This is a genomic window from Dichelobacter nodosus (assembly GCF_001263335.1).
GTDB classification, from domain to species: domain Bacteria; phylum Pseudomonadota; class Gammaproteobacteria; order Cardiobacteriales; family Cardiobacteriaceae; genus Dichelobacter; species Dichelobacter nodosus.
Genome location: NZ_LGVW01000026.1, coordinates 1 through 14435, shown reverse-complemented (window position 1 = coordinate 14435; position 14435 = coordinate 1). Strand labels below are relative to the sequence as shown.

The window sequence follows — 14435 nt, the reverse complement described above, 5'->3', positions numbered from 1 at the left end:
ATGAAAGCGATTCAAGTGCAAAAACAAGGTGCAGCATTGGTGGATTTGACTGCCGCGCCGGTGGAAAAAGGTTTTGTTGCCGTGCAAACCTTATATTCGGCGGTAAATTATCAAGATATGTTGGCGTTGACGGGACGCGCTGAAGCGCTGCAACGTTTGCCGCTGATCGCGGGTTCTGATGCGGTCGGCGTGGTGCTATCGGATCAGGGATTATTTCGGCGCGGCGATAAAATTTTTTGCACGGGCGCGGGATTGGGCGCGATGTATGACGGTGGTCTTGCCGAACAAGTGCACTTACCGCTTTCGGCTGTATTTGCTTTGCCGCGCGATTGGTCGAGTAAATCAGCGATGTTATTGGGTTCGGCAGGATTTGCCGCGGCGCAGGCGATTTTGCAATTACAACAAAGCGGTATTTTGCCGGAGCAGGGTGAGTTATTGATTACGGGCGCCAGCGGTGCCGTGGGTTTGTGGGCGGTGAAAATTGCGGCTTATTTGGGTTATGACGTGGTGGCAGTAACGCGTAATCCGGCGTTGCATGAATCGCTTTTATTGCATCACGGCGCCAGTCGTTTATTAGCGCTGGAATCGTTATATGCATCGTCAAAAGCGTTGGCAAAAGAACAAGTTGCCGGCGGTATTGATTGTTTGGGCGGGCGCGCACTTGCCGCAATGCTTTCTCAAATTCGGCAACAAGGCGCCGTGGCAGCGATTGGCGTGGTGACGGCGCCGGATTTTACGGCGTCATTATTGCCGTTTATTGTGCGCGGCATTGCGTTATTTGGCATTACAACGCATTGTTCGCTGGCGCGGCGGGAGCAAGTGTGGCAATGGTTGGCGCGGTATTTTGATGCTGATTTTATTGCCACAATGCCGTATCAAGAGATTTTTTTAGATGAAGTATTACCGCTGGCGCGCAGATGGCAGATGTTGCGCGCGGGGCGCGTGATCGTGCGTTGCGCACCAGCGGACGCTGATTTTGAATAGTAGCGTTTTATTTATTTTTGGCGCTGCGGCGTCCCAAAGTTTCGATGAGAATAACGAGCGTGCCGCCGGTGATAATGAGTAAAATCGGGTAAAAATAATGCGCGAGAAAACAGCTGTCTTCCGGCAATAATGACCACGGCCAGATTTTAACTAATGAGCCGGCAACAAAGCCGGTGAGCAATGCGAGCGCGGGATTGCGGTAGTTGTTTAATAAAAATTTCAAAAAGTGCGCAAAGCAAAGCAATCCGATGACGGCGCCGCCGATAAAAATGGCAATGATGTTGAAATCAAAACAATGCAGCGCGTCGAGCATAAAGCGATAAACGCCCAATAAAACTAAAACGTAGGATCCGGAAATTCCCGGTAATATCATTGCGCAAATGGCAAGCGCGGCGCAGAAAAAAATATAAGAAGGCGTGATATTGGCGGCGGTTGTGGTGGGGAGAAAATAGACAACGCCGGATAAGAAAATTCCCGTTAATAACGCGACCATTTCCTGTCCGCGCCAGCGGTGAATGTTGTTAAATAAAATAAAAACGCTGGCGAGCACTAATCCAAAGAAAAATGACCAGACGAATAAAGGTTGAGAATCGAGCAAATGACGAATTAATTGCGCAAACAGCAGGATTGAAGTCATGATGCCAGCGATCAACGTTGCTAAAAAATTGCCGTTAACCTTTTGCCAAACCGCAACAAAACCTTCTTTAAATAATGTTTTCAAAAGTTCGGGTTTAAATGCGGCAATGCTGTTGATTAATTCTTCATAAATGCCGGAAATAAAAGCGATGGTGCCGCCGGAAACGCCGGGCACAATATCTGCCGCGCCCATCGCAATGCCTTTTAAGTAAATAATTAAATAATCTTTTTTTGTGCGCATAATGCTCTCAATTCATATTTAAGCCGTGTTCTGCTAGAGAATTAAAGGTTAACCGGTATGGAGTGTTATGTTTCCATTGGTTTTTTTCATCATTTAAATCCGCAACGGTTAGCGGTCGTTCGGCTAAAAATCCTTCAGGAAATGTTAAATGAACGGTTTGTTTATTGATTTCGATTTTGGGGTAATCTTTAGGATCGATATTAACGCGGCTGCGATAAAGCAATACCGATAAACGAATCACTAATAAATATTGCCACAGCATCGGTTGATATTGCAGCGGAAAATTGTGGATCAATTTGCTGGGGATTTTTTTGCGTTGCCCTTTGACTAAAACGGCTAACATTTGTTGCATTAATTGGGTAAATCCCGGTAAATCCGCGTGAATTAAAATATATTCGCCGTGATCTTGATGTTTATTTAAATCAATTGCCAAACCAATTTCATGCAAGTTGCTGGCAGCAGTAAGCAAACTATGAAAGCTGGGCAAATCGATCGGCGGCAATTGTTGATTGAGATGTTGGGCAAGCGTGGTGACGCGTTTTGCTTGATGCAGATTAATTTGAAAACGCTGCTGCAATGCGCTAACGGTATGCTCGCGTTCATCTTTATTATCGGCGCGGTTCATCAATTCTAAAATCACGCCTTCACGCAAAGCCTGCTGGCTGACGATTGCCTGCGTTAATTGCAAATGCTTGAATAAACCAAGAATAATGCAAACGCCGCCGATAAAACCAAAACGCCGATCGGGATTTAAATCTAAAACGTCCGATAAATGATCGCTTCTGCCGATATCTACTAAAACATCAATTAATTGATCCAGCGCTTTTTTCTCAATGCCGCGTTCGCATAAATGCAATTGTTGCAATACTTTTTCCGTTGCTTTTGCCGTTCCCGAGCAAAAAGTAATGCGTTGACTGGCAAAATCGATCACTTCTCTTTGAAATGGTTCGATATTTTTACCAACATAATCCACGGCTTTTTTAATACAGGCGGGCGTGATTTTTTCATCGGCAAAAAAGCGGTTTGCCATATTGGCGCACCCCATTTTAACCGAACGCAATAAATGGATTTCTTTGCCGGTGCCGGTGATGATTTCGGTTGAACCGCCGCCGATATCGATAACCAAATTGCGATCGGGGAAATAATTATGCGCGATCACGCCCAAATAAATTAAACGCGCTTCTTCGGCGCCGCTGATAATTTCAATATTGGTGCCGATGGCTTCTTCTGCTGCTTTTAAAAACTCTTCGCCATTTTCGGCAATACGCATTGTATTCGTGCCCACAACGCGGATATGTTCTTCTGGAATATGCGCGATGCGCTGCCGCATAGAACTTAATGCTTCTAAAGCGCGCGTCATCGCGGCGTTACTTAAATAATTATTTTTATCCAAACCTTCGCCGAGGTGAACCATATGCCGAATTTTATCGAGTTCCTGAATGCCGCTATCGGTTAATTGAACAATGATGAGATGAAAGCTGTTTGAGCCTAAATCCAAAGCAGCATAATAAGAATGTGCATCAGTAGTCATAAGAAAATAAACCCTAAAAATTCGGGCGGCATGATAACACTTGTTCCTAAAAATCTCTTATGATTTTTCCAACCATAAGTCATGCTTTTATTCATCGGCGCCTATTTTGAAACGTCAATAATACAACTGCCGATTTGCAGCGCATCGGCGATTTTTTCCGTCGCCGGCGTTTGATAACAAGAAAATGCGGTTAAAGAATTTTTCGGCGAACCTTCAATAATTTTGTCGCTATAAACCAAATAAGAAAACGTTTTCCGCTTTTGATCGTAATAGCGCACAATTTGCATGCTTTTAAAAGTCAAATTACTGTTACGCTTGAAAATTTGCCGCGGATTGAGCACATGTTTTTCATTAAAACGAATAACGGGCGCCGTTTGCAAACAAGTAATAGAGGCGTCGCTCGTATCTTCTTCTAAATTAACGAATTCTTTAAGACCGCCTTTTTTCGCGTAAGAAAGAAAACACGAAACGCCGGCAACATCAGGATCATCGAGCGCCACAATTTCAATGCGATCATTTTTCCCGAGCACATTAAAAACCGTGCTCGCTTCTCCGATTTTTTCCGCTTCATCGCTGCACGCGGTCAACCCGAATAAAACCGCCAACAAAAACCATAATTTATTCATTTATCATTCCTTTTTGATACTACCGCAATCATGCCGGCAAACTTCTGCCAGTGAAAACGGCTACTTTCCATGGGTAAATAAAAATCGGATAACGAACCGTCCAAATATAACGCCTGCTGGCAGCCAATCGTTTGCAAAGCGTGTGCAAAACGGTAAAGATTAGGAAAATGCGTGCCGTCGTCATAACGCGTTGTAATTACAAAATAAACGCGCCGCGCTTTATCAACGCATACGGCATTACGTTTATACGCCGCTTTATGATTTTTCGGCAACCGCGAATTAATCGCGCCGTCGATAATCAACAAAGGTCCGGATTGCACGGCATAATCTGCTTTTGGCGGATTATTGTGCCATTGCACGGTGGTGATGATGTGCGCTTTTTCTTGAGTGAGATAAAAAACGCCGTTCGGCTGAATATGAAAATTACCTTTGCCAGAACGTCGATTTAACGGGCGCAAAAGCGCCTTTTTTTCAACCCACAAACCTGCCGGTTGCGCGTTTTGATTAAAAATGCCGGCATTCATTAAAAAATGTACTTGATAACCTTCATTCGTCAGTGCGCGCAAAGCGTGGTGCATCGTTTGATAATTTTCGCCGCGATCGTTTTGCCATAAAAAACGGATTTTGTCGTGCTCCGGCATAAAAACTGCATAATCAACCGATTGATGATGAAAACGCGCAAAATTACCGCCTGCCACCTTTTTAAAATCCAAATGCGCGGCAGCCGTTTCCAATAAAAACGACGACAAAATCACCGGCACAATTATTTTACGCAACGCGACTAACATAAATATCCAAGCTTTCAATGCGATCAATTTGAATTATGGCGCCGGCGGGCATATCTTCGCCGTGAATCGTCCAAAAACTATCGTTAATTTGCAATTGCCCGCGCCCGTTTTCAATCGGCGTTTGCAGCTGAAAATGGCGTCCGATCAATTCGTTATTGGGGTGATTTAATTGCGTTGAGAGATCGCGGCGATCATTTTGCCAACGTTTTTTAACGAATTTCCACCAAAAAATCGTATTGACGAGCGCAAAAAGCGCAAAGCAAATTCCTTGCGCTGATAACGATAATTCGGGATAAATAAAGCTGATCGCGGCAACAATTGCCGCCGCGAGGCTTAAAAAAAACGCAAAAAAAGAAGGGCTGATGAGTTCAACGAATAAAAAAAATGCCGCTAAAACCAACCAATTCCAAAAAATGGGTTCGAGCAACGTCATTTCTTATCGGCTCCGCGATCGGCGCTTTGTTTTAACATTTCGGCAATGCCGCCGAGCGCGCCTAATAAACCGTTAGACTCCATCGGCATGAAAAAGGTTTTTTGTTGATCGTTTTCGGCAAATTTCGCCAACGCTTCCACGTATTTTTGCGCAACGAAATAGTTAATAGCATTGATGTTTCCGTTTTCAATCGCTTGGGAAACCATTTGTGTAGCGCGTGATTCGGCTTGTGCGAGGCGTTCGCGGGCTTCGGCTTGCAAAAATGCTGCGGCTTTTTCGCCTTCGGCTTCTAAAACTTGCGCTTGTTTTTCCCCTTCGGCGCGCAGAATTTCCGCTTGCCGTAAACCTTCGGCTTCTAGAATTTGCGCGCGTTTGATGCGTTCGGCTTTCATTTGTCGCGCCATCGCATCGGCTAATTCATCGGGCGGTGTAATGTCTTTAACTTCTACACGCGTGACTTTGACGCCCCAAGGATTCGTTGCTAAATCAATGGTTTTTAATAAATTATGATTGATTTCATCGCGGCGAGACAATAAATCATCTAACGGCATGGAGCCCATCACCGTGCGCAAATTCGTCATGGATAAATTCATAATGGACAATTCCAAATCGTCCACGCGATACGCCGCTTTTGCCGCGTCGATAACTTGAAAAAACACCACGCCATCAACGCTGACGATGGCGTTATCCTGCGTAATTACTTCTTGCCGCGGCACGTCAAAAACCCGTTCTTTCATATTGACGCGGTGCCCGATCGATTCCCACAACGGCACTAATAAAGTAAAACCCGGATCTAAAGTGCGGTGATAACGTCCCAAACGCAGCACGGTATATTCCATTCCCTGCGGCACAATTTGCACTGCTTTTCTAACCAACCAAATCAGGGTAAAAACAAAAATTAAGGTAAAGACATTAACGCCAGAAACCATTTCCATTATGAAACTCCTTTGATGTGATTGTTATGCTCATTCTTTGCAAGCAATCTGCATGCCTTATGTTAAAAATAAAATAATTTGCAATACGATTGCGCAAATTCGGCGTATATTTGCTCGAAAATACCGCTTTGGGAGAAAAGTCCACGCCGGCTTTATAAAGAATCGAACGCGGGCTTTTTTTGTCTCCGGCGGACGGTTGTTTTTCACGCGTTGGCGTATTATGTTGGCGCCGGAGCAAAAGATGCTTTAATACGTCACCCGTTGCATTTATTTTATCGTCTACGCTTAAAAATTAGGATAAAAATGATATTCATGAAAAATTTTATGCCGTCATCACGTTTTTTGTGTTTGTTGCCGCTTTTGGAAATGATGGTTGCGTGTACAACGTCTCTTTCATCGATGCCGCTCCAACGTTTAAGTGAAGCACAAGCCGCTATTGACGCGGCAAAATCGTTGGCGACTTGCTCGTGTCCCAAATATTTAACGCCGCCGTGTTCGTGTCCTGATTTAGCGGAAGCGGAAGCGGCGTATCAGCGCGCGCAAAAATTAATTCAACAGGGACGTTATCGCGCCGCAGAAATTGCCGCAGAAAGCGCGTTGCATTCTGCGCAAAACGTGATCCGGCAGCAAAAAAATGAATGATTTTCTGAAAATACCGGTAAAAATCATCGCTCAAAATGAGCATTACTTAACAATCAATATGTTGGGAGAAAATGCCCAATGTTTGCACTGCACGCAAAATTGCGCTTGCGGCAAGCAGGAAATGTGGTTTACGGGTGCGATTTTTCCGGCATCTTTAACGTTGCCGCGGCAACCGGAAACATCTTGGGGCGATTATGGAATGTTGTGCATTTCGCGCCGAATTTTGTCTTTATTAGCGATTTATACCTACGGTTTGCCGTTATTTTTATTTTTTGTGGTGTTATTTATGGGGACGCCGTTTGCAGAATATGTAACTTTTTTCGCGGCGATTTTGAGCAGTGCTGGCGCGGTATTATTGAGTAAAAATCACCGACAATGTTTATTGCAGCGCCATTTATCGTTGTATCCTGCAGAAAATGCACAATCTGGTTTTTTCCCCTGCAGTTTGAAACCGTAATATCACGCAAAACCTGCTCATGATGTTTCATTTCTTTTTTGTCAGATGCCATAACTCCATCATTTTTCCGCGTTTGCCGTTTGCAGTTTCATCATGGAATAGCGCTGCCGGCAAAATAAAACCGCTCTAAATTTTCTTTTTACGTTAAAATGACGCGCCATTTTAGTAACTGCGGAGAAAAAATGCGCATCATTGAAGAAGCCCTTACTTTTGACGATGTTTTATTAGTGCCGGATTATTCGGAAGTTTTGCCGCGTAGTGTTGATTTAAAAGTGAAAATTGCCCGCGGCATTACGTTAAATATTCCCGTTTTATCCGCCGCAATGGATACCGTCTCCGAATCTCGTTTAGCGATTGCTTTGGCTCAAATGGGCGGCATCGCGGTCATTCATAAAAATATGTCGCCGCAACGGCAAGCGGCAGAAGTTCGCAAAGTGAAACGTTTTGAATCAGGAATCGTGCGCGATCCTTTAACTACCAGCGCCGATGTCACGATTGGCGAGGTGCGGCGCATCATTAGTGAACATAATTTTTCCGGATTGCCGGTTTTAGAAAATGGAAAATTAATTGGCATCGTTACCCGCCGCGATATTCGTTATACCGAAGACGATAAAAAAGTCCGCGAAGTGATGACGACGCAAGAAAAGTTAATCACGGTTAAAGAAGGCGCGAGCCAGCAAGAAATTAAAGCGTTATTGCAAAATCATCGCATCGAAAAATTATTGATGGTTGACGATAATTTTGCTTTGAAAGGATTAGTTACCGTTAAAGATTTGCGCAGCAGCCGCGATTATCCAAATGCATGCCGTGATAGTAACGAAAGTTTACGTGTTGCTGCGGCAATCGGCACCGGCGCTGATAGCGAAGAACGTATTGAATTATTAACGGCTGCCGGCGTGGATATGATTGTGGTTGATACGGCGCACGGTCATTCTAAAGGCGTGATTGATCGCGTGCAGGCGTTACGCAAATCGCATCCGGATTTGGTGATTGTGGGCGGTAATATTGCAACCGCTGATGCTGCAATCGCGTTAGCTGATGCCGGCGCTGATGTGGTGAAAGTAGGGATTGGTCCGGGATCAATTTGTACCACGCGGATTATTGCCGGCGTTGGCGTGCCGCAAATTTCGGCGATTAGTAACGTGGTCAATGCTATGAAAGGGCGCGATGTGAAAGTTATTGCTGATGGCGGTTTGCGTTATTCCGGCGATATTGCCAAAGCGATTGCAGCAGGCGCGCACGCGGTGATGATCGGAAGTTTATTGGCAGGAACGGAAGAATCTCCTGGCGAGGTGGAAGTTTTCCAAGGTCGCGCTTATAAAGCGTATCGCGGCATGGGTTCTTTAGGCGCCATGAATGCCGGATCAGCGGATCGTTATTTCCAAGGGGGCGAAAAGCCGGAAAAATATGTTCCGGAAGGTATTGAAGGACGCGTTCCTTATAAAGGTTCGGTTTCTGGTGTGATTGAGCAATTAATGGGCGGTTTGCGTTCGGGAATGGGTTATGTCGGTTGCCATAATTTGGCAGAAATGCGCGAAAAACCGCGGTTTGTGCGTATCAGTAGCGCCGGCATGCAAGAATCTCACGTTCACGATGTCACTATCACTAAAGAAGCGCCCAACTATCACAAATTATAGTTTTTGGCTGATGCCGTGGCTTTGCGCTGCGGCATGATTAAAAAATAGTAGGGACACCCGCGCTATTTTGTAGCACAATGGACTTTTGTCGTATTAGAATCGGAGTTTATGATGAAAAATAATGTGTTACTGATAGCGCTGGGATTTTCAATCTTGTCCCAAACTGTTTTGGCAAAAACTTATTTGGTCGGTACGGAAAGAATTTATGCGCCTTATGCAAGCACTGATGAGCGCGGCAAAGTTTCCGGCATTGATATTGATATTTTAAATGCGATTGCTATCGATCAAGATATTGAATTTGATTACAAAATTCTTCCGTGGTCAGCTTTGAAAAATTGGAAAGAAGAAGGATTATCCATCATTATGGAAGGCGTTTCTCGTAGTGATCTTTCTGATTTTTCCGGCATCACCGCTTCAGAATATTATTTAGAATCAAAAGATTGCATTTTTTCTTTGGATAAAGATAAATTAGCTCATTGGACAAACGGCACCATCAGCACCGATCCCGCAGATGGCTTAAAAGATCTTTTTTTAGAAAATCAAATCATCACTAATCCCGATCAATTTGTTGCTTTTCCGGGAACGCATTTTTTGAGTTTGAAAAGTTTATTAAACGGTAAAGCCGAATTTGCTGCGGGCGATTGTTTAGTGCTCAATTATTTGGCTACGCGCGGCGCGTTGAGTCGCCGCGTTTTTTATTCACAAGTGATTGATATGACTGCCGAAGATAAAGATGCAACGCAATTAGTTATTGGTGTTGATGAGCGCGAACAAGAATTATTGCGTAAAATTAACGCCGGTTTGGAAAATATCCGGAAAAGCGGTGAACTCAGTCAAATTATTGCGCGTTGGCGATAGTTTTTTGCCTTTATTTTCATCTCTGTTGCTCAAAAATAGGCTCAATATTTCATCGTTTTTTCCGTTCTATTTTAAAAACCGTTAAAGTAGACATTTGAATAAACTTGTGAGTAAGGAGCATTTTATGATTCCGGAGGAATATCCTGAATCCATTCGGCAAATATTGGCTTATTTATGGACGGCGCGGATTCCAAATTCTTATAAATCTCCGAAAATTTATCGCGTTTTATGGCAGCGCGGCTTGGAAATTCCGCCGCCGATTGTGGCTGATTTTTTAAAGAACTTCATCATGATGAGCATTTTTTCTGCGCTGCTGTTACTCCCTTTTTTTCTGCTCTATGCCTTAATTTTTTTGGGGCATGATGTTTTTTATTCTTTGATTTTTTCTCTTTTTTTTAGCGTTATTTTGACGCCGATTTTTGGCGCCGCTGCCGCTGGTTTTTGGGAATGGCAAAGACGAAAATATCAAATAATGCCTTGGCAGGAGATCATAAAATATGACAATCTTTAAGGATAATCATGCTTCATTCTAATCTTCATAACGATAAAATTTTAATTCTGGACTTTGGCTCGCAATTTACGCAATTAATTGCGCGCCGTGTGCGCGAGGCGGGCGTTTATAGCGAAATCTACGCTTACGATGTGGATCCGCAAATGATCCGCGCTTTTGCGCCCAAAGGCATCATTCTTTCCGGCAGTCCTAATAGTACGCTCGAAAGCGATGCGCCAACCATTCCTGAAATTGTTTGGCAATTGGATTGCCCGATTTTAGGCGTTTGCTACGGCATGCAGGCGATGATTAAACATTGGGGCGGTCAAGTTACGCATACAAATCAACAAGAATTTGGTTATGCCGCGCTGGATTTTCAAGCGGATCACGCCTTTTTTGCCGGATTGGATATGCGCGATGTTTGGATGAGCCACGGCGACCACGTCAGCCAATTGCCGGCAGAATTTGTTGCGATTGCGTCTTCAAATAATGCGCCGATTGCTGCTTGCGCGCATCAATCAAAACCGTGGTACGGCGTGCAATTTCACCCAGAAGTCACGCATACACCAAACGGCGCGGCATTAATCGCACAATTCGTGCGCAAAATATGCGGTTGTTCAGCTGATTGGACAACCGAGCATTTTATTACCGAAAAACGGCGCGAAATTGCCGAAAAAGTAGGCACCGAAAAAGTTATTTTGGGATTATCGGGCGGCGTGGATTCTTCCGTGGTTGCGGCGTTATTGCACGAAGTCATCGGCGCGCAATTGACATGTGTTTTTGTGGATACGGGTTTATTGCGTTTGCATGAAGGCGATGAAGTGATGGCGGTTTTTGCGCAAAATATGGGCGTTAACGTGATTCGCGTTAATGCGGCTGATCGCTTTTTTGCAGCATTAAAAGGGGTGACCGATCCCGAGGAAAAACGCAAAACTATCGGGCGTTTGTTTATTGAAATTTTTGATGAAGAAGCGGCAAAAATTAAGGACGCTAAATGGTTGGCGCAGGGCACGATTTATCCTGATGTGATTGAATCGGCTGGTAGTAAAACGGGCAAAGCGCAAGTGATTAAATCGCATCACAATGTGGGCGGTTTGCCTGAAAAGATGAATTTATCGCTTTTGGAACCGTTGCGCATGTTGTTTAAAGATGAAGTGCGGCAATTGGGGCTGGCTTTGAGCTTGCCAAAAACGATGATTTATCGTCACCCTTTTCCGGGGCCAGGTTTGGGCGTGCGCATTTTGGGAGAAGTGAAGGCGGAATATGCCGATTTGCTGCGGCAAGCCGATGCGATTTTTATTCAAGCGTTGCGCGAATATGATTTATATGATGCTGTGAGCCAAGCGTTTGCTGTTTTTTTACCGATTCGTTCGGTGGGCGTGATGGGCGACGGGCGGCGTTATGATTTTGTAGTGGCGTTGCGCGCGGTGGAAACAATTGATTTTATGACGGCGCGGTGGGCAAAATTGCCTTATGATTTTTTAGATGAAGTTTCGCGGCGGATTATTAATCATGTTTCGGGCATTTCGCGCGTGGTTTACGATGTGAGTAGTAAACCGCCGGCAACGATTGAGTGGGAATAGCGCGCTATTTGCTATTTCATGTTGACGATCACCCAAAGAATGCATTCTTTGGGTGATTTTTTCATAACGATTTTTTTTAAGAAGCAAATTCACATTTCAAACATCTGCCGCAGCGTGCTAAACATTTCCTCGCGTTTTTCGTTAAGCGCCTGTTCATCAATCGCGCAGCGCCCGTCTTGCCAATCAATGCCTTCTTCTGGCAATTCCTGCAAAAAACGGCTTGCCGTGCTCGCCTCCCAATTTTTGCCGTGGCGGCGTTGTTTAGCGTAACTCAAAGTCAATTGAAACTTTGCCCGCGTCATGCCGACATAAAGCAATCGCCGTTCTTCTGCAATCGCTTCCTCGCTTTCGCCGCAATGATGATGTGGTAACAAATCTTCCTCCACGCCGGCGATATACACATAAGGAAATTCCAAACCCTTTGCTGCATGCAACGTCATCAATTGCACGCCATCTTTTTGCTTATCCTGATGCTCCAAAATATCAAGCAACAACACATGCCGCATCAATCCCGCTAACGATTGATAACGTTCTTCCTCCTCCAAACGCACAAGCCACGCGATCAACTCCTCAACCCGCGCCCAACGTTTTTCCGCCTTTGCCGGCGCCTCATTGGCTTCAATATATTCACGATAAGCTACTTCATCGATCACCGTTTGCAATAATGCGCTGGGCAGCGCCGTTTCGGCTTCTTTTTGTTTTTCTTCAATCCATTGGCAAAACTGCTGCACACTCATTGCCGCGCGCGCCGACAATAACGTAGCCAAACCCAATTCCGTTGCCGCATAAAATAAACAACATTGCCGTTTTGCCGCATATTCGCCTAAAACCGTCAACGTTTTAGTACCAATTTCGCGTTTGGGCACATTACAAATCCGCAAAAATGCCGCATCATCTTCCGGATTATTAATTAAACGCAAATAGGCGAGTAAATCGCGGATTTCGCTGTGTTCATAAAAACTGGTGCCGCCGCTTATTTGGTAAGGAATACTCACATCGCGCAACGCCTGCTCAATTGCCCGTGCCTGAAAATTGCTGCGATATAACACGGCAAAATCCTGCCACGCCGCTTGAGTGCGTAATTTTTGCTGATAAATCGCGCTGGCGATGCGTTCGGCTTCGGCTTCATCATTACGCGCCGCAAAAATACAAACGCCGTCGCCGCGTTCCAACTGCGACCAAAGCCGTTTTTCCACAAGATGCGGATTGTGCGCAATTAACGTGTTTGCCGCCTGCAAAATTTTATGATGGCAACGGTAATTTTGCTCTAATTTGATGATGTGAAGCTGCGGATAATCTTCCTGCAAATACTGCAAATTTTTCACCTGTGCCCCGCGCCACGCGTAAATCGATTGATCATCGTCGCCAACCGCGGTTAACGCGCCGCCCGCGCCCACAATCAACTGCATCAAAGCATATTGGCAATTGTTAGTATCTTGATATTCATCGACGAATAAATAACGGATTTTTTCCTGCCAAAAACCGCGCACCGCGGCATCAGTTTTTAATAGTCGCGTTGGCAATAACAACAAATCATCAAAATCCACCGCGTTATACGCCTGTAAACGTTCACAATAAGCGCAATAAATTTTTGCCGCCTGCGCTGCCGTTTCGTCATCAATCATTAAAGAAGCGGTTTCTTCCGGCAAAACATTGGCATTTTTAAACGCGGAAATGTGCTGCTGCATACGGCGCAAAAATGCATCATCATCGTTGTGACACAATTCGCGCAACAACGTGAGGCTATCGTGTTGATCAAAAATACTAAAACCGCGGCGCCGATTCGCTTTAGCAAAATCGCGCTCGAGCATCATCAGCCCGAGACGATGAAACGTGGCAATCGTTAATCCGTGCGCTCGCTTTTTTAAACGGGCACGGCTGCGCGCTAACATTTCGCGCGCAGCTTTATTGGTAAAGGTCACGGCGCATACATTTGGGGCGTCGTAATGCGCGCTTTCGATGAGATACGCGATTTTTTCGGTAATAACGCCGGTTTTGCCGGAACCAGCGCCAGCGATAACCAGCAGAGGAGAATCAAGATAAAGAACGGCGGCGCGTTGCTGTGGATTTAATTGATCGAACACAAAATATATCCAATAAATGAAAGGGTTATTCCGAGATAAAGTCGGCGCGAAATTATCGACCATTTGCTCCGGTTATTCAAATGACGGCACCAAAATTTGATGCCTTTTTTGCAATAAAAATCATAAAAAAGCGGATAAAAAGGGCGGTTTTAAAAGAAAACTTTTTCACGGCGACGGAACGATTTTAAAAACAATTTGGAAAACTTTATGCAGTTTATAAAACGTTTTATAAAACGTTAACACAAAAATCATGGAGAAAATTTGGCAGGCTTTTAAAGAAAAATTTTTGCCGCAAGTTTTTAAACTGTTTTTTATGTTTTTATAAATCCGAATCAAAAAACGATAAAACCGCGGTCGTAATTTCAAAAAAGAATTTCCCAGAAGCAACCTTAAGTAAAATCGATAAAGGTCTTTTCGACGCATACAAGAAAAAACAAAAAGAGCTCGAAAATCAAGCTTCCGATGATGAAGTTGACCCGACTAAAACCGGCGTTGTAGGTAATTTGGATC

At 44.5% G+C, this 14435-nt stretch carries 14 protein-coding genes; 7 read left to right on the top strand and 7 right to left on the bottom strand.

Annotation, left to right across the window (positions count from 1 at the left end):
- Positions 1-984 (top strand): YhdH/YhfP family quinone oxidoreductase, encoded by a 984-nt coding sequence (locus tag AKG33_RS04375; RefSeq protein WP_050707994.1) that lies wholly within the window; start codon positions 1-3, stop codon positions 982-984.
- A 7-nt stretch (positions 985-991) separates the two neighbouring features.
- Here the strand turns inward: AKG33_RS04375 and AKG33_RS04370 are convergent, their stop codons facing one another.
- The 6 genes from AKG33_RS04370 to AKG33_RS04345 form a co-directional block, all read right to left on the bottom strand.
- Positions 992-1861, bottom strand: coding sequence for a DUF368 domain-containing protein (locus tag AKG33_RS04370; protein ID WP_012030711.1), 870 nt, complete (start codon positions 1859-1861; stop codon positions 992-994).
- A 7-nt stretch (positions 1862-1868) separates the two neighbouring features.
- A complete protein-coding gene (locus tag AKG33_RS04365) occupies positions 1869-3392 on the bottom strand; it encodes a Ppx/GppA phosphatase family protein (RefSeq protein ID WP_050707993.1) in 1524 nt (507 codons plus the stop codon).
- A gap of 101 nt (positions 3393-3493) precedes the next feature.
- Complete coding sequence (locus AKG33_RS04360) at positions 3494-4018, bottom strand: CreA family protein (protein WP_012030713.1); 525 nt, start codon at positions 4016-4018, stop codon at positions 3494-3496.
- Complete coding sequence (locus tag AKG33_RS04355; RefSeq protein WP_050707992.1) at positions 4015-4806, bottom strand: phosphodiester glycosidase family protein; 792 nt, start codon at positions 4804-4806, stop codon at positions 4015-4017. The genes AKG33_RS04360 and AKG33_RS04355 overlap by 4 nt, the downstream gene beginning before the upstream one ends.
- On the bottom strand, positions 4787-5239 hold the full coding sequence (locus AKG33_RS04350) for an NfeD family protein (protein WP_012030715.1): 453 nt from the start codon (positions 5237-5239) through the stop codon (positions 4787-4789). The genes AKG33_RS04355 and AKG33_RS04350 overlap by 20 nt, the downstream gene beginning before the upstream one ends.
- Positions 5236-6174, bottom strand: coding sequence for an SPFH domain-containing protein (locus AKG33_RS04345; protein WP_050707991.1), 939 nt, complete (start codon positions 6172-6174; stop codon positions 5236-5238). The genes AKG33_RS04350 and AKG33_RS04345 overlap by 4 nt, the downstream gene beginning before the upstream one ends.
- Positions 6175-6477: 303 nt before the next feature.
- Here AKG33_RS04345 and AKG33_RS04340 point away from each other — a divergent pair, with 303 nt between their 5' ends.
- From AKG33_RS04340 to guaA, 6 genes are all read left to right on the top strand, one after another.
- Positions 6478-6816, top strand: coding sequence for an efflux RND transporter periplasmic adaptor subunit (locus AKG33_RS04340; protein ID WP_152907711.1), 339 nt, complete (start codon positions 6478-6480; stop codon positions 6814-6816).
- The gene (locus AKG33_RS04335) at positions 6809-7273 is read left to right on the top strand and encodes a SoxR reducing system RseC family protein (protein WP_012030718.1); all 465 of its coding nucleotides are present in this window, start codon (positions 6809-6811) and stop codon (positions 7271-7273) included. The genes AKG33_RS04340 and AKG33_RS04335 overlap by 8 nt, the downstream gene beginning before the upstream one ends.
- 182 nt (positions 7274-7455) lie before the next feature.
- The gene (guaB, locus tag AKG33_RS04330) at positions 7456-8910 is read left to right on the top strand and encodes an IMP dehydrogenase (protein WP_012030719.1); all 1455 of its coding nucleotides are present in this window, start codon (positions 7456-7458) and stop codon (positions 8908-8910) included.
- Between the two features lie 108 nt (positions 8911-9018).
- Positions 9019-9768: a transporter substrate-binding domain-containing protein gene (locus tag AKG33_RS04325; RefSeq protein WP_081423582.1), complete on the top strand. Its 750-nt coding sequence runs from the start codon at positions 9019-9021 to the stop codon at positions 9766-9768.
- A gap of 124 nt (positions 9769-9892) precedes the next feature.
- Positions 9893-10279 (top strand): DUF6404 family protein, encoded by a 387-nt coding sequence (locus AKG33_RS04320; protein WP_012030722.1) that lies wholly within the window; start codon positions 9893-9895, stop codon positions 10277-10279.
- Positions 10280-10287: 8 nt separating this feature from the next.
- Positions 10288-11841: a glutamine-hydrolyzing GMP synthase gene (gene guaA / locus AKG33_RS04315; RefSeq protein ID WP_012030723.1), complete on the top strand. Its 1554-nt coding sequence runs from the start codon at positions 10288-10290 to the stop codon at positions 11839-11841.
- Positions 11842-11930: 89 nt separating this feature from the next.
- Here the strand turns inward: guaA and AKG33_RS04310 are convergent, their stop codons facing one another.
- Positions 11931-13925 (bottom strand): ATP-dependent helicase, encoded by a 1995-nt coding sequence (locus AKG33_RS04310; protein WP_050707997.1) that lies wholly within the window; start codon positions 13923-13925, stop codon positions 11931-11933.
- Between the last annotated feature and the right edge of the window lie 510 nt (positions 13926-14435).

Bases quoted from the DNA above. Each gene is read 5' to 3' on its own strand.
- guaB (WP_012030719.1), top strand. From the start codon at position 7,456: ATGCGCATCATTGAAGAAGCCCTTACTTTTGACGATGTTTTATTAGTG.
- AKG33_RS04350 (WP_012030715.1), bottom strand. From the start codon at position 5,239: ATGACGTTGCTCGAACCCATTTTTTGGAATTGGTTGGTTTTAGCGGCA.
- guaA (WP_012030723.1), top strand. From the start codon at position 10,288: ATGCTTCATTCTAATCTTCATAACGATAAAATTTTAATTCTGGACTTT.
- AKG33_RS04325 (WP_081423582.1), top strand. From the start codon at position 9,019: ATGATGAAAAATAATGTGTTACTGATAGCGCTGGGATTTTCAATCTTG.
- AKG33_RS04365 (WP_050707993.1), bottom strand. From the start codon at position 3,392: ATGACTACTGATGCACATTCTTATTATGCTGCTTTGGATTTAGGCTCA.
- AKG33_RS04335 (WP_012030718.1), top strand. From the start codon at position 6,809: ATGAATGATTTTCTGAAAATACCGGTAAAAATCATCGCTCAAAATGAG.
- AKG33_RS04355 (WP_050707992.1), bottom strand. From the start codon at position 4,806: ATGTTAGTCGCGTTGCGTAAAATAATTGTGCCGGTGATTTTGTCGTCG.
- AKG33_RS04360 (WP_012030713.1), bottom strand. From the start codon at position 4,018: ATGAATAAATTATGGTTTTTGTTGGCGGTTTTATTCGGGTTGACCGCG.
- AKG33_RS04320 (WP_012030722.1), top strand. From the start codon at position 9,893: ATGATTCCGGAGGAATATCCTGAATCCATTCGGCAAATATTGGCTTAT.
- AKG33_RS04370 (WP_012030711.1), bottom strand. From the start codon at position 1,861: ATGCGCACAAAAAAAGATTATTTAATTATTTACTTAAAAGGCATTGCG.
- AKG33_RS04375 (WP_050707994.1), top strand. From the start codon at position 1: ATGAAAGCGATTCAAGTGCAAAAACAAGGTGCAGCATTGGTGGATTTG.
- AKG33_RS04340 (WP_152907711.1), top strand. From the start codon at position 6,478: ATGATATTCATGAAAAATTTTATGCCGTCATCACGTTTTTTGTGTTTG.
- AKG33_RS04345 (WP_050707991.1), bottom strand. From the start codon at position 6,174: ATGGAAATGGTTTCTGGCGTTAATGTCTTTACCTTAATTTTTGTTTTT.